Here is a 20,347-nt window from a genome sequence, read left to right as displayed (position 1 = left end):
ATTATGAAAATTGAGTAGACAAACCTTTGTTTAAATTGTACTTTAAAACGAACGTATGTTTGTTTTGAGGTACTTTATTTTTGACTATCACTTTTTTGTTTCTTCCTATTTTTAAGAATTTTAAAGTTTCTTTGCTATATAACTGACCAATAAAAAGCAGTCCCTGTCTTTATATGACGAGGACTGCTTTTTATTATTTTAAACACGTCGACTTTTTACTTTATCGATCAGAAACAACTACAGACTAACTCGATTAAATAAAAATCACTTATTTTTTCTTAGCCGTAATTAACTCCTACAAGTAGAAGCAGAGATTCGTTTATATGGCTTATATGGAAGTTAAGTCCGTGACCTAGATTTCTCATACACATCATTTTTATTGTTCTTTTGCGACTCAATTATCAATAAATCATTCAATGTAGTGGATTGGAGGGAGTCGATGAATAAGGAATAGGCTTTATCCATTACGTAAGGGATAGCATATCCACCTATATAGCTACGTTCTGCATCTGTGGAATGCGTCATCTTTTCAAATTGTAAAACGACTTCGCTCACTTTAATTTGAGTGGCTGGTTTTGCTAACTTAAATCCACCTCCCCTTCCACGAATAGTGTGAAGAAGGTCTAGCTTACTCAGGATCCAGACAATTTTCATTAGATGATTTTCCGAGATGCGTTGAGCCTCTGCTACTTCTTTCACTGTCACTAATCGTGAAGAGTGTGTCCCAGCAAACAACAGTGTACGGATGGCATAATCAGTCGATACGTTTATTCTCATAAGTATAAGAGTCCTCCTTGCGCTTTACAATGAACCATATCTGTCGGCATATAACAAATCCATCTTTTCGATATAATACAGTTTGACAACTTTTTTATTATAGAATATGTAGGATGTCCAGACAAAATAAATATCTTAATTTTAAGAAGAAAATTGAATGAATGTAACAATATTACAAATTGATTTATCAGCCTTTTAATCTGCTACTATTCTTTCGCAAGAGCAATTTAGATATAAAAAAACAAGCCACCTATTTAGATAGCTTGTTTTTTTACGATTTGCGAAATACCCAATAAGACTGACCGAGATAATTTAATCCCGTATAGATGACCATCCCGATTAGAATTGCGCCAGTCTCTTGTAGATTTGGTAAAAGGTAATAGACTCCCCATAGACTAAAACGATAGGCAATGAGGTAGCTGATGGAAACGACGATTAAAAAACGGATCCAATAGGACCACCCTCCTGCCTCTTGGCGAAAGGTGAAACGGCGATTGAGCATGTAGCTGATCCAAACACCACATGCATTCCCAATAGCCGTCGCTCCCCAATAACCAGTATGCAAAACATGAAAACAAAACAATGTCAACGTCAGACCAACCAACGTATTGAGAATTCCTACTAATAAGAAACGAAGGAAGGTCATCATTCTCGTTTTTTTTCGACGACATAACGAGGACGCCGCTTGACTTCCTGATAGATTTTACCGATATATTCACCTATCAGTCCGATACCGAGTAACTGAAGTCCCCCGATGAACCAGATGGACATCATTAATGACGTCCATCCATCCATTGCCTCTCCTTCATATCTGCGATAAAGCGCATACCCGACAAATCCGACCGAGACGATGAGCATGAACAGTGAGACTAAAAATAACAGCTTAATCGGGCGGACACTAAATGAGGTTACCCCGTCCCATGCAAGAGCCATCATCTTCCGTAATGGATATTTCGATTCCCCTGCTTGACGTGCTTGTCGTGTGTAGGTCACTTCTGTTGTTTGGAAACCAAGGGAAGGCACCATTCCTCGCAAAAAGAGATTGCGTTCCGGATGTGCACAAAGCGTTTCGACGGCTCGTTTGCTCATGAGACGATAGTCTGCATGATTGAAAATGGTTTCTACACCTAGCCAGTCAATGAAGCGATAAAAACCTTGAGCAGTGGACCGTTTAAACCAACTATCGGTCTGACGATCTTTTCGTACGCCATAGACAATATCATTCCCTTTCGCAAATTCACCCAAGAACTGCTCGATTACTTTTACGTCATCTTGAAGGTCTGCATCCATCGACACAACACAATCTGCATGTGTGTGTCCTTCGACAAGACCCGCGAACAAAGCATTTTGATGTCCAACGTTATGAGCTAATTTTAATCCTCTAAACCGACCATCCTGTGCATGGACATCTTCGATTTGAGACCAGGTATCATCTTTACTTCCATCATCTACGAATAAGACAAAGGAGTCCTCAGAAATGAGATGTCTTTCTCGCCACTCTGTTAAAAAACGGTGCATCGTACGGACCGTCAAGCGTAATACTTCCGTCTCGTTATAGCATGGAATTATTACACCTAGCGTAGGTGTCTTCGTCATTGTCATATCATTACTCCTCCATGAACGAAATTACTTCGTGCTCTCTGTAGTAGCTTGAATACGGTACAACCGAATCTTCCAAGCGGAATGCTGATCTTCGAACGTTCTTTCGTACTGCAATCCAATCGCTGCAGCATTTTTGATTGGTACAGCAGATAAGAGATATGTTGCACCTATCTGCTTCAACTGTGCTGTATTGATGGACAAATGTTGAATTGGAACTTGGTGTTTCTTCGTGTATTCGTATTCTTTACCGAGCTCGGAAGAAAACAAATAAACTCGATTTCCCCACGTATCAAAATAACGTTGCAATAGATCACTTTTATTTAGTTCTTCAGCAATCACCTTTCGGAAGGAAGCTTTATACCATAGCGGATAAAAGTTCACATAGCCATCCACAGTCTGCATCCCATTGTACTGAGCGATCGCAGGGTGCATTCCAATAGAGGCAACCTGGTAATCTTTTGTAGGTTTGTCAATAAACCGTTTGATATCAGAGAACTGAGAAGTCGCATAAAATGCCTTATAGGATGGATGATGACGATAAAGGAACTCGGGATTCCATGCGAGCAAGACAAAGGTTTGGGCTATTAGCAGGCAAATCACCCATTTTCGTTTAGCTGTTCTCCATAACCAATCGAGCATCAAGTAAAACAATGCATACCACAACATCGGTTGAAGAAAGTGGAATCGGGAGAAATTGAAAGTTCTGATGAGAGAGACCTGTTGCTTTAACGGGTTCCATCCCTCATAGAACCAAAATGCATACCAAAGTGATAAACCAAAAACAAACCACATTAAAGTTCGAATTCGCTTTGCTGCATGATCTTTTTGACGGAATACTAAAAATCCGACAATCAAGAGTGTTAGTAGGATAATGGGCGACTGAACCGCTCGATCATGTGTATGACCGAATATCAAATTTTTAAAAAACAAACGTATACTGGACCAAAAGCCGTTGTTTCCCGTCTCGAAGTCATTTCGACTGGTAGGTTCTTCCTCCCACAACATCGAGAAGACCAATCGATATTCAATTAGTAAATATAATAAGACTTGAAAACAATATGCGATCCAAAAGCGACTATGAAAACTACGTTCGCGGATTTCCTTCATCACATGGTAGAGGGCAAGCATTGCTAAAAAGAAAATGATTCCTAACACAAAGCTAGAATAGAATGGAACCAAAATTAGTATTAACGCACTCAACTTTATCTTTCGACCATGCCAGATATTCCAGTACGCCCACAATAAGAGCGGCATCCCAAGCGTACTGAGCATGCCTGATGGCCAGAATGGCGTCCAAGAAAATAAAACCGCCACCCATAAAGTATATGATTTAGGAATAACGCCTTTCGCATAATCACGTAATAATAGGTACATTCCTAAAAAAGCAAAGATTCGGACCAGTGTTTGACTGATTACATATGCCGTAAACGGCGAGAACCATTGATACAGCCAAATGATAGCCGTAAATTCGCTGACAAAGGCATTTCTTGAGACAACCCCACTTAATAAGTCAGGAACAGTCGCTTGAAGGCTTGCATAAATACTATTCGTATCGACCAATGTTTTGTACCAAACGATATTCGAATCTAAATTATCATGAATACGAACATGAGCATCTTCCCCAAGTAAGACCATCGGGGAAATGTAGAGACATGCTAGCAACATCCCTATTAAAATGCGAGTTCTTTCTCTCATCGTCTCCCTCCTTCTTTTTGATTTAAGATTAAATCTATTAATTTATAACCCTATTAAATACAAGGTATATCCTTTTTCCGTTCCGTTTTTAGATACAAAATAATTGGTTTCTTTTACTTCCTTTAAGTAATTTATGTGAATCATCTTCCTTTTTCCATTCTTTTTTATGGTATATAATCCCTAATAAACCATTTTCAACAATACCCTATACCACAATAAGATAATCTCTATTTCATTAATAAATACCTTGTTGTAAGTGTATTTCAATAAAAATTACTGAATGGTTTTGAATGGATACGCGCGTTTTTCTTGAGAAGACAGTGTTATCCTATTTTCGTCGAATTATTAATGGAGGGTTGAAATGAGGATCACACAATATACCGATCATACGATTCGATTATTGCTTTATTTAGGAAATAATCAAGAAGACTTTAAAAAGATAGAAGATATTGCAGATCACTATATTATTTCATCGAATCATTTACGAAAAGTGATGCGACACCTTTCATCGCTGGGATATACGGAAACAAGACGGGGTCCTTTAGGGGGCATTCGTTTAAGACGACGTCCACATGAAATCAACATCGGTCGACTTTTTCGAGAAATAGAACCTCTTCATTTAATTGAACAAATAGATAGCCCACTGTTTCCCTTTAGTAATATAAATGAACGCTGGAAATCAATGTTTGATCAAGCGTTAGATGCCTTTTTGAAAGAACTAGATAAATATACGCTGGTAGATCTTATAGATAATCCAGATGAACTCTTTACCCACCTTTCATTAAAATGATTCTTTTCTTAATTACTATGTCAAGTTGTGAATTGTGATTTTTCAATGCGATTAAAAACCATTTTCTCCTTTCACTCCATTCACTCACTTTCATCTTTTCATTCAAAAATTAACTACTTAAGAGTCTTTAATCCATCATTGATTGCTCATGTTGTATTTCTCTCTTGCCTATTTGGAAGGCTTCAAGCACATTCAAATACCAACTGTTGATAAGAATATAGTGTATCATTGGCTAGGGAAGAGGAAATGAGGAGCTTTATATTGAAAACAGAACAGTTTCAATTGATTTGTATGCAAATTGCACTTTAAGAATTTACTATTGCATATGATAAATTACTTTATAAAGAAAGCATTACGCTTAAAAAACAAATAGCCCTCAATCTAATGCAGCAAATTCGTTCGGAATTTGATTTTCTTGGAATGGATAGTCGCAAAACACCTTTTATGAGTAACGTTTTTTGTTTATATGCACAATTGAAGATACTATCATTCTGAAAGTATGAACACAATTTTTTAACCATGCCTTCTTAAAATGTTAAACTCATCTATTTATCAAGAGTTTTTTTGCCTTTATTTTATAATGCCATAACTTAGGTAACTCAAAATCATGTAAGGTTCTTTAGGAGGAGAAATTATGTCTTTTTTATCCATTATTTTTGTTTTAATTGTTTCGTTAGAACACTTCTACATACTTGCTCTCGAAATGTTTTTCCTATCTTCTCAAGCAGCTAAACGTTCTTTTGGTCTCAGTGATGAAGCTGTAGCGTCAAAACAAATTCAAACACTTTTTGCTAATCAAGGACTATATAACGGTTTCTTAGCAGCCGGACTTTTATACGGACTGATTCGTGAAGATCAGGGAATTGTGATCTTTTTCTTATCTTGTGTTATTATTGCAGCTTTATATGGGTCTATTACCTCTAATCGATCTATTTTAATAAAACAAGGTTTACCAGCAATCATAGCTTTGTTACTTGTACTTTTGGTATCATGAAGAACAATTGATATTAATATTTTTAAAAAAGTATAAGTTAGACTGTGTAAAGTCTAACTTATACTTTTTTAGTTTATTATCTTTAATAAAGACATTTATTTAACCTTTTAAAAATTAAAATATGAAACAATGAAAGAATTTTATTGAATTTTCTATGGTAATTTTTTGTATGGCATATGAATTTCTCTAAAAAAAGCTATATTTTTTACATGTTTGGGTACAGTTAGATAAGAACATTATCTATAAATACTTTGTTATTCTGTTCTATTAAAAATTGTCCAAAGGAATGGTTTTATGTCTCGAGAAAAAGATAGTACAAAAAAGTATTTTTATTTTTTGCCTACACGAAAGAAGAATTTAAACTATTTTTCAATCGTCCATGACGAAAGCAAAGTGTCTGAAATTGGGAGCTTTATAGAAAAAGCAGCTGCTAATGGAGATATCATATCTATTGCAGCCATCGATTCTTATCGAATTCTATACTTTGATGCTTACATTGAAAATTTTGACTCTTTTCGGCATGAAGTCTATCTCATTAAATCAAATCTTGAATTAAAAGTACTCCCTTATAAAAATATATTGGATATCAAAATAAAAGAAATTTAAGCTTATTTCTCATATTCGTTTGTAAAATCTACTGTCCTCAATAATAAAAAGACTATGATGATCTCCAAGTTTGTGTATACTTTAACTAAAAACATATAAGTATAATATATGTTATATTCTACAGAAACATGAGGTTAATAATATGATATCTTCACAAGTTCATCCTTTATTAAGTGAATTAGATGAATATGAAAAGAGTTATCATAGACATCATCAAACTATGAACAGCTGGTCCATTCTCCAACTCTATAGACACCTTATTGATAAGAGCAATGAGTTTCTTGATTTTGCAGAGCAATGTGAGTTCGCCCCTCCTTTAGCTACGAAGGGACGAACACGATTCGGGAACTTAGTTTTCTTATATGGTGAAGTTCCATGGGTACGTATAAGGTTTCGAGATGATCTTGATATCGAATTAGAAAATAATTTAGATTATGCTATTCTTAAGGAGAGTGCAAGACAATTAGTTACACGTATCGACCAAGTTAAGACACACGCTCAAACAATAGATTCTTCAAGAAAAATTTATCAAGAAGAACTTGGTTGGTTAAATGTATCCGACTGGCTTGAATGGTTAGATATTCATTTACAGTATCATTTAAGAAAAAGATAGATATTTCATCAACCAGTATTCATTATGTATGAAATTAATAGATCTTCCTGTTTTTCCTGAGCATATAAACTTTTCTTCTTTTATAAAAAGAGCATCCTTGTCGGACGCTCTTTTTTAAGGGTTAAATATTTAATCCTTATTTTGAAAGATTTCTGTGTTTTCAATACGAATTGAATCTACGATACCGCAATCCATACAAAACGAAAATACTTTGTGAGCACCTTGAAGTGATCCTTTTGATGGTTTTAGTGGAATATAGTCTGTTGCTTCTTGAAAATTAGTACTTCCGCATGATGCACAAATTTTATTTTCCATTTAGAGCACCTCCAATAAGCATTGTTTAAAACTTTTTACTTCTAGTTTTATTTTATCATCTGTATAGTTGTTACGCTTATTTCTTTTGATGTATTTATCTTATATGCCTTTAAAATGACACTTTCTTTCCTATTCCGTAACTTATAGGCAACCATTCCTTTACTACGGTCATATGTCCCAGAATTGAAAAATCGTTTCGGATATGTTTTTACACTAGTAGAAATATCCGCAACATCTAAAGCTTTTCCTCCCTGTTCTACTTGAAAGCATTCAAACCAAGAAATTATTTCATTTTTGTTATTCATACCATGGTTCTCGAACTTGAACTTTATTAATAGTAAAGGTGTAGTCTTGTTGTCAATTGGATTAGATGGGATTACATTGAATGATTTTATGTAAAGACTATATGTATCGCTCGAATAATGCTTTCCATCAAAAAATTCGTTGTGGTCACTTTTATGAAGTCTCTTCATCTTTATTAATGTTTCAGCTTTGTTTTTATGACTTTCAGATTGGGTTAGACTTATGCAAAAAACTCCAAAGAGAATAAGCAAAACGATTGGTCTGACCAGTAGCATATCATCACTCTTCCGCTATTTTAATAAGGTTCATATAGTTTTTTCTTTCGTGTTTGCCTTGTTATAAAAAATTTTCTTTTTTTTTTCAGACTATACTTCATCCTATCTTTCTAACATAGTGTAATCAACCATTTTATTTTTTTTCGACATCAGTGAAGCGAATATCTTTCTTAATGAAAACCACTTTATATAATCTTGAAACGACCGATACTCATAGAGAATCTTTTGATTAGGAGGAACTAGTTTGAAGAGTGTAACCAAGTGGCCGTTCCTAATTTTAATAGGAATCAGTATGATGTTTTGGTATGGGAATGTGATTTATGAAGGATCCGAATGGATTCGCTTAACTTTTCTCAACACTATTCAACTTACCGTTGGAATAGTAAGTACTTTTTGGATTATACGTCTTTATAAGAATCCTGCTACTTCATTGAAAATATTTTGGCTTTTTCTGAGTATGGGTACAGGATTATCCTTTATCGGTACTTTAGTTTGGATCATTGATTTATTGATCACAAAACAGGCATCTGAAGCCCCACCGTTCTCGTATTTCTTGTGGGCGTTATGCTATATATGTTATTTCATCGCTTTACTGTATAGATTGAGAAAAACTTATATTCAGTTTGCGAATATGACTTATTTTTTCAACACGATGATTTATATGATTGCTGCCATTTCGATCAGCTATTATTACTTGCTTTATCCTTTATATCGTATTGAAGAGCACTCTTTAGGAAAAATTACATACACTGTTATTTTTCAAATTGCTGATTTGGGCATTTTATTTTTTATCATTACTCTCTTTTATCTAATTCAGTTTAATAAGAAAAATAAATCCCTGAATTATCTGATCATAGGCCTATTCCTACAAATATTAGGTGATATGCTGTTTGCTCAAATGATGATTAGTGAGAACTATCAAAGCGGTAAATTTGTCGATTTTGTTTGGACAATTGCTTTATTATTTATTGGTTGTTCTGCTTATTTCTATAAAGATGAACAGAAGACAGCGTTTGAACTTGGAACTCCCTTTTTCTCTACAATGAAAAGAGAGTTCCTCTTTCCTTACCTAAGCATTTTAGTTTTATCAGTTTTAATGATGGAAAGTTATGACTGGTCCTTAAATGCACTTAGTTTTGGATGGATCATGATTTTTCTATTGACCATTGTCAGACAAGGGATTACAACATCAAAGAATAATAAATTAGTATCACAACTTAATGAGGTTGCCTATACGGACATACTTACAAATTTAGGAAACCGTGCGGCATTTTTAAAAGAAACGCAGTACGCAATGGACTCACGTCAACAAGACTTCACTTTTATACTTTTACAAGTAGAAAGATTAAAAATGTTTAACGATGTTTTCGGTCATCAAGTCGGTGAGCAGCTTATTAAAGAGGTCTCTAACCGTCTAAAACATACTATTGGTATGAATGTTAAGTTATATCGTTTCACCGAAGATGAATTTATGATTGTATCATCTAATAAATCTACTGCAGATATTCTGTTGTTAAATGAATCTATTTTTGATGTATTACAACCGACATTTAAAACATCTGATTTTGAATTGAATATCATAGGACATATTGGAATCACACATTATCCGAAACAAAGTATATCCTTGGAAAAAGTCCAACAACATACGGCTGAAGCGCTCTATCAGGCAAAACAGTATGCGAATTATTCCTTTGTTATTTACAACAATGAAATGGAATCAAATTTGCTACGTAAATTAGAAATGGAGGCTCACTTAAAGAACGCGATCAAGAATAATCAGCTTTCCGTATATTATCAACCTAAAGTTGATCTCGCCTCCGGATGTATGGTCGGTATGGAAGCATTATTGCGATGGGAACATCCAAAATTCGGTTGGATTTCGCCTGCTGAGTTCATTCCTCTTGCTGAAGAGACTGGTTTAATCAATGAAATCGGAGAATGGGTACTGTATACTGCTGCACATCACAACAAACAGTTACAACGTCTTGGATTTAAACCATTATTGGTTTCAGTGAACGTATCCGCTCTTCAGTTTCAAAACCCTAATTTCTGCAACATGGTGGGAGAAGTCATTACAAAAACTAAGTTGGATCCGGAATGGCTAGAATTAGAGATTACAGAAAGCATTGTTCAAAACATCAAAGAAAGTTTTAATATCTTGCAAAAAATAAAATCAATGGGTATAAAAATATCCATTGATGACTTTGGCACAGGTTATTCTTCTTTAAATGTCTTAGAACAGCTTCCTATTGATACCTTAAAAATTGATAAGTCTTTCATCGATCGAATTTCATATAGTAATCCTTCACCTATGGTAAAAGCAATCATAGAACTGGCTTTAAACCTGCAATTAAACGTTGTAGCGGAAGGCATTGAGACAGTGGAGCAAAAAGAAATCCTTTATAGAAATGGATGTATGATTGGTCAAGGCTATCTCTTCTCAAGACCTGTTGATTACTATACTTTTGTTGACTTCCTTACATCGTATGCACAGTCAAATGTCACTTCGTCCTGAATTAAGATGCATAAAGCAACCGATTGATATAATCGTTGCTCTATGCATTTTATAGTTTATATACCATTACTAATCATTGATTGTTGTCGATTTTCTAAATATTTTTACATCTGCTATAAATCATACACCTATTTTTAGAAGTCATAAATCATCTCTGTTCTTTTACATCTATACTAGTGAGATTAACGTTAAAAGGAGTACGAATGCGGTATGTTCAATAGAATCAATCTGCGTTACTTTATTCTCGTTTTGTATTTACTCGGTTATTATTGCTGGATTTTGTTATATCCAAACTCTCCTTATCAATCCATTGGAAGCAGTATCTTTTCAATCATTGGCCTCTTGATTGCTTTGTATTTTTTGATCCTTACTCTTTTGAAAACCATAAATAAAGAACGCACATTCTGGTCCATCATCACTCTAGGCACATTTTTTTATTTAGCAGCGGAAATTTTATGGATGATATCAGACACTATGTTCGGTAAAGAAGTAATTTTTATCAGTTGGTCGGATGTTTTTTATCTCTTACAAATCATCTGTATTCTCAGTGCATTATTTTATAAAATCATGCATCAAACCAAAATGATCATGCATTTATCTTTCATGTTCGATTTCCTTATTATTCTCATTATCGCAACGACATTTTCTTGGTACCTTTTAATTTCTCCGGTTCTTGCAAGTAGTGCAGCTACACCTTTAGCATTTATCATTTCCCTAGCTTATCCTATTGGTGACCTTGGGATGTTAATTGCAGCTGTCTTTTTAATGATGCATAGATCGTCTCGAACCCATACGTCCTCTATGATTGTGATTATCTTAGCCGTATGTATACAGGCAATTGCAGATTCAGCCTATCTCTATTTAATTTCTATCGATAATATCTCTTCAGGTAGTGTGGTTGATCCACTCTTTATCTTGAGTATAATCTTATTAAGTTTTGCAGGAAGAACGAAAACTTCTAAGTTCGTTATTAAACATTCTTCTATACAACTGGAAAAACTAAACATCTTTCAAGTTTTAATTCCTTATAGCGGGATTTTATTTTTATTTACTTTCATGGTATTTCATTCCAATAGCTTTGACATTATTTCAGCGGGGTGTGGAATATCGATTTGTCTTGTACTCATTCGACAAATTGTGATTGTTCTAGAAAATCAAAAACTTGTCGATAAATATATTCATCAGGCTAATGCGCTAGAAGTAAGCGAAGAACGATACAAGTCGTTGTTCGAATATCATCCTCATCCAGTTTGTTCGATGGATTTAGAAGGGAACTTTGAAAGTGTAAACGAAGCATGTAGTCAGTTATTTAATCTTAGTTCTGATGAATTAGTCGGTCAAAATAGTTTAGCCTTTATTGAAAAAAAGTCGAAAACGATAGTGCTTCAAGAACTCGAATTTGTCTTTAAGGGCTCCCCACGCAGCTATGAAGTCAAAATTCTTAACAGTGAAGGAGGAATCATCTGTATGAACCTCACAAACATCCCAATCATTGTACAAAACGAGATAGTCGGTATTTTTGCCATTGGAAAAGATGTTACAGAGGAAAAAACTATTGAACAACAAGTGAAATATCTCGCTTATCATGACCAATTGACAGGCTTGAGTAATCGATCTGCATTTGAAAATCATTTAACTTCTCTTATAGAAGGAACATTCAAACAATCAGATTTTAAGTTAGCGCTATTTTTCATCGATTTAAACGACTTTAAACATGTTAACGATACCCTTGGTCACGATATTGGAGACTTATTATTGCAGGCTGTAGGGGGACGTCTAAAATCTATAGAGAAACAGTTTGAAATGATTGCACGTCAAGGAGGAGATGAGTTTACTCTACTACTTAAAAATGTGCTGACACAAGAACAATTGAAACAACGAGCCGAGTTAATTCTTTCTGTTTTAAAAGCACCCTATTACATTAACGGCCAAACCATACTCTGTCCTCCAAGCATCGGTATTTCATCCTCTCTCACTGACGCAACAACTGCTATGGAAATCATGAAACAGGCAGATATAGCTATGTATCAAGCGAAAAAGAATCGTTTAGGTGCTTATGTTTTATATAGCGACCTCCATCTAACATCTAAACAAAAGTAAATTTAATTTTTTTATTTTCCAAACACTATATTTTCAAAAAAATGCCTTTTACTCCCTTTAATAAACATGTATACTTTAATCATGTAATAAATAAGGAGGGAAGCATTTGCGCCTTTTTTTGAAAAAACGTGCTATTTCTGAACGATATTGGATTCCTCAATCTGAGTGGCAACGAACATGTGCACGTCGTAACGTAAAAATGCAAACACGTCCTTATGAAACGTTTGTTGGGTTAGCCTACAACAAAGAAGAACAACTTGTTCAGATTACCAAAAACACCTTAGCTTCAGCCTCTATTTTTTATGTAACTCTTTTGGAAGAACAATCGATCCATACGAATATCTTGAACCAGCAGTCTTCTTTAAGTGTTCAGCAGGTTCTTCCAGAATCTAAACATATTGACAGCGTTTCAGAGTTCAAGCTATTGGATTTATATGTAAGAAAAGAAGGGATTGGCGAAAGGGGATTGTTGCTTGAAGCTTTAATTGACGACCTTCAATGCCAGTATAATAAATTTTCTATCCATGGAAGTTATAATCATATCTCGTATTCTGGATTGATCTCTTTAGAATGTTTTTCTCGCTATGGATTTAAATTGGAAAATGGACAATTAATCTACCAAAAAACATAAAAAACGTCTTTAGCCGTGTGCCCCACGAACAAAAGACGTTTTTTAATTAGCATTTCTCATTAAAGTTTATAGCTGGCTTTGCTTAGTTGGTAAAATAACTTGAATGATTGTACCTTTACCAAGTTCGGAACTTAACTCAATCTTCCCATTGTGTGCCTCGACAATTTCTTTACAGATGGCAAGACCTAAGCCTGTCCCCTCAATTTTATGATATGAACTCCTGTGTGCTCGATAAAACTTATCAAAGACTTTTAATTGATCGTTTTCAGAAATCCCAATCCCCTCATCCCGGACTTGAATAACTATCATAGCCTCTTTCTGCTTCATCCAGATCTCTATAGACCCACCTTCCGGAGAATATTTTCTCGCATTATAGATCAAATTTGTGAATAACTGTGCCATTTTTTCTTGATCTGCTTCGACCTCCATTTTTTCCTGTTCGTTTATTTGAACATTCCATATGTGGAGTAAGTCCTCCTCACGCTGTACCGTTACTATGTTCTGAATGATTTCCACTAAATCTACCGTCTCTATCACAAATGATTGTTGATTTGATTCCATACGTTGTATGTCTAAGAAATTATCAACCAACAAAGATAATCTTTTTGTTTCAGAGTGTATCGTTTCCAAGTATTTCTTCTGACGATCCATATTGTACGATTTAGCTAATAGCAATTCTGTAAATCCATAAATCGATGAAAGGGGTGTTCGTAACTCATGCGAAACAGTTGAAATAAGTTCTGACTTCAGACGATCCACTTCCACTTCATGCGTGACATCTTTTAACACCAACATGATTCCTTTCAAAGATGCATGATAGCGAACTTCTTCTGCATAAATTGTTACTATTTTCGCTCCATCATTTAATGTGATTTGAATGTCTTCTTGTGGAATTGAATTTGAATAGACTTTATCCATGAATTTATTAAACTTTTCTTTTTGATCTACTCGTCGAACTAATAGTTCATTTTGAACGTCTAATGAGATGAGACCCCGGATATTTTGCTTTTCATTATTCTGTTGACTGTAATCAAATAAATTTAGCAGTGCATGATTAGCAAGTACTTTATTGTCTTCAAAATACATCATTGCCTCGCGAATGGAATGGATCAGAGTCGTTGTTTTTTCTTTCTCGACTTGCATCTCATCAAATACCCTCATGCGTAAGAGTGATAACGCAATTTGGCGAGCGAAGGACATCATATCTTCTAGTTCATCTGTTTCAAACGGCATTTTATAGCGACCAAGATAGATACAAGCCAATACTTCATCAGAATCAGTGTCTAATACAGGTACAGCCGATTCGTAGATATAGTACGGGTGTGGTAACGGGTGATCTAGTGCAATCTGTTTAGTAGAGTGCGTACTGCGTTTTAAAAGTTTAGCTCGCTCTAAGAGTGAACCAGGCATCGCTATCTTTCCAAGTGAGGTTTCTGTAATACCGAATGAAAAGATCTGCTCTAAATGTTCTCTGTCATAAAAAATGATTGCTCCAAATTCTGCATGTGTAATGGCTACTAGCTTTTCAATGATTGTTTCATAGGCTGTATATGTTTCTCGAGATGCCAAGGTTTCGGTCAGTTCATTTCGATACTTTAAATGTTGCTCATTTTGAAGTGTAACATTCAATGCTTCTTCGAGCTCTTCTTGTTGAGCATGTAACTCTTCCTGTTGGGCAAGCAGTTCTTCACTTTGCATTTGTAATGCTTCGTTATTCAACTGCAAATGCTTTTTTTGTCCAATAATCGATGCTGACATTTGATTGAATGTTTTAGTGAGTTCTCCTACTTCATCCTGTTCATTTAGAACTGGTATTGGCTCCGTATCACTTCCTTGAGCCAGTCTATCTGTTTCTCGATTTAAACGTTTTAACTGTCGTGTAAGTCGTGTTGTAAAAGGTCGTACAAAGAGTAACGTCAATAGAATCAATATCCCAATATTAATTCCTCCAAGAACTTGAGATGTATTGACTAGGCTACCCAAACTTTTTTGAGCAGCCTTTTCTTGTTTATTTATTTCGTTTCGATAGGTTGTAAATGTTGTTTCCATATCTAAAATGTTTTCTCTCATGTCTAAAGAAGAACTATTACTATTGGACAATTGTTGATTGTCGTTGCTTGCAGCTGGAGTCAACTTCGACAATGTATTTTGTTGTAGGAAAGGCTCATCGATTTTTCCATCTTTTTTCTCTTTAACATAATTGATGACGCTCGGTATGACACGATTTGTATAGGACTCATAAAGGAATCGTGTATCCTTGGCATAGTTCGCATCTACTTCAGTTGTCTTATTTAGTTTAAACCAATTTGTTTGTTCTTCGATATTTGCTTTTTCTTTATTGATTTCATTTAATACAGAAGTTTCACCATAAAGTGCGTAACCTCGAACGTCATATTGAAGCATTAACCACGACTCATGTAAGAGAGTAGCTTTCGTCCGGTGTTCACTTAAAGTATCTAATTGTTTCTGTGAATCAATCATTTGGTTTTTTGTATAAAAATAGATACAAAGGGTAGATAAAAGTAATGTTATAAATACGCTATAAAACGCAAACATGATTTGTCTTCCAATGGTTCGATTTAACCAAATTTTCATTTAAAGTTCCTTTCCGATACTTACATTTATGAGATAAGTTTCTCATTAAAATAAATCTTGCCATCTATTTGTTTTGATTTTGGATAATTGTTATTCAACTATTTTCGAATGTTTATACCATTTGTACCTTTGAAAAAATTATAAGAAGGCGTAGACATGAAGCCATTCCAACTAAGTGTCATATATCTAAAAATCTGTACTATATTGATGATTACCGGATTGATTGGCATCGCCGGTTTTGGTGTTTCTTTATTACTTGATGGTTTAATGAACAAATTATTTTTTGAAAAACCAGGATATACTTTATTGATTCTTTATTACCTAGCACTGGTACCCTTTCTTTATTCTTTATTTCATGTGTTACGCATTCTCCGATTTCTTTCTTTAGACATAATTCCGTTCATCCAAATTTATCAATCGATGCAATCGATCAAAACTTCGCTTTTTATAACAACAAATATAGGAATTCTTATGTTCCCTGTATTTTTTATATCGCACAAGCAGACAATGCAACCGGATTGATACTTATCAGTATTGCTCTGATAGTCATTCCACTAGCATTAGATGCTATCATTATTTGTTGTTAACATGTAATAAAAAAAATTAACTTTATTAAAGAATAAGTTAATAGAATTCTTTTATACCATTTTTAGAAGAAATAAATATAAAAAAGCTAAATAAATAAAAATATTTAAAATTAAATATTCAGAAAATTTAGTTTTATTGTATTATCTCATTAATTTTCGGGAATAAATAAATATTTATTTCATGTATATTTTTATTTTAACTCATTACGGAGGTGAAAGGATGAATAACATTTGGAACGGAACGTCGTTGAACTTGAACGGCATTCTCGGATCACTCGGCAACTTGCTTGGAGCGATCATCGTTTTCTTGATTGGGTGGCTCATTGCCAAGCTGATCGCGAACGGGGTTCAAAAAGCGTTAGAGAAGTCTGGGGTCGTCAACAAGTTGTCACCTCAAAAAGAAGGTACGCCACCAAAGAAGAAAAAGTGGACACCTGAAAAAATCATCGGGACCGTCGTCTTTTGGGTTCTCATGGTCTTCGTTCTTATCTTGGTCTTCAACATCCTTGATCTGAACATCATTGCTGGACCACTTGCGGATACGATGAGTACATTACTCGCGGCAATCCCGAACATCTTGAAAGCAGCTCTCATCCTTCTCTTGGCATACGTCATCGCGGTCGTTCTCCGCATGATCATCGTCAAAGCAGGAACGAAGCTGATGGCGAACGACAAAGTACGTTCGAACAAGATGCTTCAAGGTCAGACGGATCTTTCAGCTTATCCAAAAGTAGCAGGGGAGATCGTCTTCTACCTCGTCTTGCTTCTGTTCCTACCGGGTGTACTCGGTGCCTTGAACATTGAGAGTGTCTCACAACCGTTCAGCCAATTGTTATCGTCATTCCTTGGATTCATTCCACGCTTGATTGCTGCGGCAGCCATCTTCTTCGTCGGCTTCCTCGTAGCGAAAATCGTCCGCGATATCGTGACGAATTTCCTTCATGCTGTTGGAACGGATAAATTTGCAGCTCGCTTCAACCTTGGATCAACGGATCAAAAAGATGCGAAATCACTTTCGTCGATTCTCGGAACAGTCGTCTTCATCTTGATTCTGATTCCAATCACGATTTCAGCACTTGATCAATTGAACATTAAAGGAATCACAGGACCAGCGATCAACATGTTGAACGATGTCCTCGGTATGATTCCAAACATCATCGTTGGTGTCGTACTGATTCTTGTCGGTCTTTACGTCGGACGTTTCGTTAAGAAATTCGTGACGGATCTCTTATCACGTCTTGGTTTCAACAACCTGACACGTCACTTGAAAATCGGTACGTGGGATGCAAACCAAGCTTCTACATCACCAGCTTCGATCGTTGGTGCACTCGTTGAGATCGTCATCGTCGTTCTCTTCGTCGTCGAAGCCTTCAACTTGATTGGTCTTGACTTCATGGTCGACCTCGGTCGCGCCGTCCTTGCGTTCTTACCGAGCGTCCTGACAGCGATCATCATTCTCGCAATCGGGATCATCGTCAGCAACCTCGTCAAACGTACGATGGACAGCCTGTTCGGTAACTCTGAACTAAAAGTCCTCTCAAGCGTTGCGAAGTATGCGATCCTTGCACTTGCTGTCTTCATGGCACTTGATCAATTGGGTGTTGCTGATACGATCGTCAACTCAGCCTTCATCTTGATCTTGGGAGCACTTGCGCTTGCGTTCGGTCTTGCCTTTGGTCTCGGTGGACGTGATAATGCATCGCGTTACCTCGATCGTCTGCAAAAGAAAGCAGAGAACACGGAAGTCGACACATCGAACCTTCCAAGTAAGTCAGCATCGACTTCTTCATCACCGAGCTTGAAAGATGCAGCAAAAGGTGCAGCTTCGCAAGCAGCTGATGATGTCACACCAGACCGTGCACCACGCTCAGCGCGTTCATCTTCAACAGATGAGACGACACATGGTACACCAAAAGGTGCGTTGCCAAAAAACGATTTAGCACAGCAAGATGATTACCCGATCGACCCGAATGATCATAAAAGTCCTAACTTTGATCGTCCAAAGGATTCACGTAGACCCAACGACCCACCACCTGATTTCAATCAATTTTAAACAAAAAATACAGCAAATGATCAATTCGAAAAGGACATTATTTACTAATGTCCTTTTACTTACGATAGAGAGGTGAACAACATTGAAACTCATCAAAGGAGATCAACTTACAAGTCACCTAGAGAAACATATTTTTATACAGTGCTTCGTTTTTGAAAATATCATCACTACAGCGAATGCGGCGAAAGTTAAGATATACTTCAACGAACCAATTTCACACTATTCAACGAGCCCTAAACAATTAGAATCTGCTCGAATTTTTGTTGGTGAAGTTCATTACCATCTAAGTCTTCCGACGCTTGAGAAGCGTTTTTATCTCGAGTTCTCAAATGGAAGCAAGCATCAAATCGTATTAGCTGCTCATGAGCCAATAGACGAAGTAATTGCCCTACTTCAGTATTTCTTTATGAATTATTCAAGGTAATTTAAAAAGCGAGAAGTAGTCCTTAGACTACTTCTCGCTTTTATGGGAGTTTGATTATATCGATGCTCATTTGCTGACACGGTACAAATAAGTCATCAAGTTTAATCAAATGAAATAACATTACTTGTATATTCCCAGAGAGTTAATAATTAAACCTTTTAAAGACAATTTTATTAGTTAAATCTTGATATAGTTAATCGAGTTTACAACAGTATTTCAAAATAATTGAAATAATGATAAAATATTATACACTAGATAATTTTTATACTTAGAATAATGGAGGAACATAATGAAAATTGATACACTAAGTGCAACGAATTCTTACAAAGAGAATATACACCTTTTAGAATTCGTTCATGAGATTGAATTCTATGACCATCATTTACATAAAAAAGAGTTGCAGTACCCTTCTTTAATGAAACATTTACAACGACAAGCGAACCTATTAACGATTCAAGCATTAAATAATTTGACTTCTATACATTTAGCGGAAGAACGTATGATTCAACTGGTAAGAAACACGTATAGTCCTTTTCATATACAAGAACGTGAGCTCGCTGGCCATCGTGATGCCCTCTCTTATATACATGATCATCACATCGACTATTCAGTTTATGATTTTCGCATCGTGTATATTATTCATAAGGAAATAAATCAGCATTTGACTACAGACCAACTCAATGAAAAAACAAGTTTATTTCCTGAGAACCCTTTACTTCCCCACTCCATCACGTCGACTAGTCAATGTCTTTCTACAGCTGACCTTCAAAAGTTATTTTTTGAATTTCAATCATCAATTGAAGTCCAAAAAATGCATCCTTTAATTGCAATTCCGTTATTACTCCATAAATTCTTTAAACAAATAAGAGGTCATTATGATGCATTAAGACTCATGAGGCTGTTGAATATCTACTTACTTCACCAATTTGATTATCGAATCCAATGTTACTTTTCACTCGATCGACAATTTAATGAATCCTACGACAGTTTTCATGACAGCTTTCTACAAAGATTTAAGGATCAAGATGCCGATGCCATCTTACCGTTACATCAATGGACTCAATTCTACTTAGAAACTGTTCTAACAGCTTACAAAGAAATAGGCGGCTTTATCAATGCTTATAAAAACCGTTCCATTTCCGAAATCAAGATGGAGCAAATTTTTACGTTTATAACTTCTCAATCGGAACCTTTCACAAAACAACAGGTGCTAGAACACCACCCTGAAGTAGGTAAGCAGCTCGTCGAAAAAATGTTGCGTATTTTGCGAAATAAAGGTCAGATGCAATGTATTGGAAAAGGAAAGAACATAAAGTGGGAGTGGATATCTGAAGAGAGGATACCTTAATGATATAATCCTTACTTTCTGCTTGTTTGTTCATTTAGTTATCATAAACAATGAGTTGTGGTTGACTCATAAGAACTTCCTCTTTTCTCCACAGCAATGATGGGTAATCAAATCATCTGTTTTT

The 20,347-nt window shown here is 35.5% G+C and carries 16 protein-coding genes; 9 read left to right on the top strand and 7 right to left on the bottom strand.

The genetic code is table 11. The annotated features are described in order from the left end of the window. Nucleotides 1–339: 339 nt before the first annotated feature. The 4 genes from KNQ12_RS14860 to KNQ12_RS14850 form a co-directional block, all read right to left on the bottom strand. The gene (locus tag KNQ12_RS14860; protein ID WP_214749071.1) at nucleotides 340–777 is read right to left on the bottom strand and encodes an RrF2 family transcriptional regulator; all 438 of its coding nucleotides are present in this window, start codon (nucleotides 775–777) and stop codon (nucleotides 340–342) included. Nucleotides 778–1,048: 271 nt separating this feature from the next. Then, complete coding sequence (locus KNQ12_RS17090; protein ID WP_251055856.1) at nucleotides 1,049–1,426, bottom strand: GtrA family protein; 378 nt, start codon at nucleotides 1,424–1,426, stop codon at nucleotides 1,049–1,051. Further along, nucleotides 1,423–2,379, bottom strand: coding sequence for a glycosyltransferase family 2 protein (locus KNQ12_RS14855; RefSeq protein WP_251055857.1), 957 nt, complete (start codon nucleotides 2,377–2,379; stop codon nucleotides 1,423–1,425). Before KNQ12_RS14855 ends, KNQ12_RS17090 begins: the two co-directional genes overlap by 4 nt. A gap of 24 nt (nucleotides 2,380–2,403) precedes the next feature. Then, entirely contained in the window at nucleotides 2,404–4,074 is a 1,671-nt protein-coding gene (locus KNQ12_RS14850; protein WP_214749074.1) for a DUF6044 family protein, read from the bottom strand. 361 nt (nucleotides 4,075–4,435) lie between these two features. Here KNQ12_RS14850 and KNQ12_RS14845 point away from each other — a divergent pair, with 361 nt between their 5' ends. From KNQ12_RS14845 to KNQ12_RS14830, 4 genes are all read left to right on the top strand, one after another. Next, nucleotides 4,436–4,864, top strand: a complete 429-nt coding sequence (locus KNQ12_RS14845; RefSeq protein WP_214749077.1) for an Rrf2 family transcriptional regulator — start codon at nucleotides 4,436–4,438, stop codon at nucleotides 4,862–4,864. Between the two features lie 634 nt (nucleotides 4,865–5,498). Further along, nucleotides 5,499–5,858, top strand: coding sequence for a DUF1304 domain-containing protein (locus KNQ12_RS14840; RefSeq protein ID WP_055970256.1), 360 nt, complete (start codon nucleotides 5,499–5,501; stop codon nucleotides 5,856–5,858). A gap of 294 nt (nucleotides 5,859–6,152) precedes the next feature. Next, nucleotides 6,153–6,464, top strand: a complete 312-nt coding sequence (locus KNQ12_RS14835) for a YolD-like family protein (RefSeq protein WP_214749080.1) — start codon at nucleotides 6,153–6,155, stop codon at nucleotides 6,462–6,464. A gap of 142 nt (nucleotides 6,465–6,606) precedes the next feature. Next, entirely contained in the window at nucleotides 6,607–7,077 is a 471-nt protein-coding gene (locus KNQ12_RS14830; protein ID WP_214749082.1) for a hypothetical protein, read from the top strand. Between the two features lie 129 nt (nucleotides 7,078–7,206). Here KNQ12_RS14830 and KNQ12_RS14825 read toward each other — a convergent pair whose 3' ends face one another. Both KNQ12_RS14825 and KNQ12_RS14820 read right to left on the bottom strand, forming a co-directional pair. Further along, nucleotides 7,207–7,392: a hypothetical protein gene (locus tag KNQ12_RS14825; RefSeq protein ID WP_058266086.1), complete on the bottom strand. Its 186-nt coding sequence runs from the start codon at nucleotides 7,390–7,392 to the stop codon at nucleotides 7,207–7,209. 47 nt (nucleotides 7,393–7,439) lie between these two features. After that, on the bottom strand, nucleotides 7,440–7,865 hold the full coding sequence (locus tag KNQ12_RS14820; RefSeq protein WP_251055869.1) for a DUF5067 domain-containing protein: 426 nt from the start codon (nucleotides 7,863–7,865) through the stop codon (nucleotides 7,440–7,442). 349 nt (nucleotides 7,866–8,214) lie between these two features. On the opposite strand from KNQ12_RS14820, the gene KNQ12_RS14815 reads away from it, so the two are divergent. From KNQ12_RS14815 to KNQ12_RS14805, 3 genes are all read left to right on the top strand, one after another. Further along, the gene (locus KNQ12_RS14815) at nucleotides 8,215–10,485 is read left to right on the top strand and encodes a putative bifunctional diguanylate cyclase/phosphodiesterase (protein WP_214775493.1); all 2,271 of its coding nucleotides are present in this window, start codon (nucleotides 8,215–8,217) and stop codon (nucleotides 10,483–10,485) included. A gap of 210 nt (nucleotides 10,486–10,695) precedes the next feature. Beyond that, nucleotides 10,696–12,585: a diguanylate cyclase domain-containing protein gene (locus KNQ12_RS14810; RefSeq protein ID WP_214749090.1), complete on the top strand. Its 1,890-nt coding sequence runs from the start codon at nucleotides 10,696–10,698 to the stop codon at nucleotides 12,583–12,585. 118 nt (nucleotides 12,586–12,703) lie between these two features. Beyond that, entirely contained in the window at nucleotides 12,704–13,216 is a 513-nt protein-coding gene (locus KNQ12_RS14805; protein WP_214775491.1) for a hypothetical protein, read from the top strand. Nucleotides 13,217–13,282: 66 nt separating this feature from the next. On the opposite strand, the gene KNQ12_RS14800 is transcribed toward KNQ12_RS14805, so the two are convergent. Continuing rightward, a complete protein-coding gene (locus tag KNQ12_RS14800) occupies nucleotides 13,283–15,811 on the bottom strand; it encodes an ATP-binding protein (protein WP_214749100.1) in 2,529 nt (842 codons plus the stop codon). 807 nt (nucleotides 15,812–16,618) lie between these two features. Here KNQ12_RS14800 and KNQ12_RS14795 point away from each other — a divergent pair. Both KNQ12_RS14795 and KNQ12_RS14790 read left to right on the top strand, forming a co-directional pair. Continuing rightward, nucleotides 16,619–18,451, top strand: a complete 1,833-nt coding sequence (locus KNQ12_RS14795; RefSeq protein WP_214749103.1) for a mechanosensitive ion channel — start codon at nucleotides 16,619–16,621, stop codon at nucleotides 18,449–18,451. A gap of 713 nt (nucleotides 18,452–19,164) precedes the next feature. After that, the gene (locus KNQ12_RS14790; protein ID WP_214749106.1) at nucleotides 19,165–20,223 is read left to right on the top strand and encodes a hypothetical protein; all 1,059 of its coding nucleotides are present in this window, start codon (nucleotides 19,165–19,167) and stop codon (nucleotides 20,221–20,223) included. The last annotated feature ends 124 nt before the right edge of the window (nucleotides 20,224–20,347 follow it).

This window comes from Exiguobacterium sp. s11 (genome assembly GCF_018619015.1).
Taxonomy (GTDB): domain Bacteria; phylum Bacillota; class Bacilli; order Exiguobacteriales; family Exiguobacteriaceae; genus Exiguobacterium_A; species Exiguobacterium_A indicum.
The sequence above is the reverse complement of the archived record's forward strand: the minus strand, read 5'-3'. Positions and strand labels throughout refer to the sequence as shown.

Excerpts from the sequence above, each read along its gene's own strand:
- KNQ12_RS14860 (WP_214749071.1), bottom strand. The coding sequence starts at position 777 with ATGAGAATAAACGTATCGACTGATTATGCCATCCGTACACTGTTGTTT.
- KNQ12_RS17090 (WP_251055856.1), bottom strand. The coding sequence starts at position 1,426 with ATGATGACCTTCCTTCGTTTCTTATTAGTAGGAATTCTCAATACGTTG.
- KNQ12_RS14855 (WP_251055857.1), bottom strand. The coding sequence starts at position 2,379 with ATGACAATGACGAAGACACCTACGCTAGGTGTAATAATTCCATGCTAT.
- KNQ12_RS14850 (WP_214749074.1), bottom strand. The coding sequence starts at position 4,074 with ATGAGAGAAAGAACTCGCATTTTAATAGGGATGTTGCTAGCATGTCTC.
- KNQ12_RS14845 (WP_214749077.1), top strand. The coding sequence starts at position 4,436 with ATGAGGATCACACAATATACCGATCATACGATTCGATTATTGCTTTAT.
- KNQ12_RS14840 (WP_055970256.1), top strand. The coding sequence starts at position 5,499 with ATGTCTTTTTTATCCATTATTTTTGTTTTAATTGTTTCGTTAGAACAC.
- KNQ12_RS14835 (WP_214749080.1), top strand. The coding sequence starts at position 6,153 with ATGTCTCGAGAAAAAGATAGTACAAAAAAGTATTTTTATTTTTTGCCT.
- KNQ12_RS14830 (WP_214749082.1), top strand. The coding sequence starts at position 6,607 with ATGATATCTTCACAAGTTCATCCTTTATTAAGTGAATTAGATGAATAT.
- KNQ12_RS14825 (WP_058266086.1), bottom strand. The coding sequence starts at position 7,392 with ATGGAAAATAAAATTTGTGCATCATGCGGAAGTACTAATTTTCAAGAA.
- KNQ12_RS14820 (WP_251055869.1), bottom strand. The coding sequence starts at position 7,865 with ATGAAGAGACTTCATAAAAGTGACCACAACGAATTTTTTGATGGAAAG.
- KNQ12_RS14810 (WP_214749090.1), top strand. The coding sequence starts at position 10,696 with ATGTTCAATAGAATCAATCTGCGTTACTTTATTCTCGTTTTGTATTTA.
- KNQ12_RS14800 (WP_214749100.1), bottom strand. The coding sequence starts at position 15,811 with ATGAAAATTTGGTTAAATCGAACCATTGGAAGACAAATCATGTTTGCG.
- KNQ12_RS14795 (WP_214749103.1), top strand. The coding sequence starts at position 16,619 with ATGAATAACATTTGGAACGGAACGTCGTTGAACTTGAACGGCATTCTC.
- KNQ12_RS14790 (WP_214749106.1), top strand. The coding sequence starts at position 19,165 with ATGAAAATTGATACACTAAGTGCAACGAATTCTTACAAAGAGAATATA.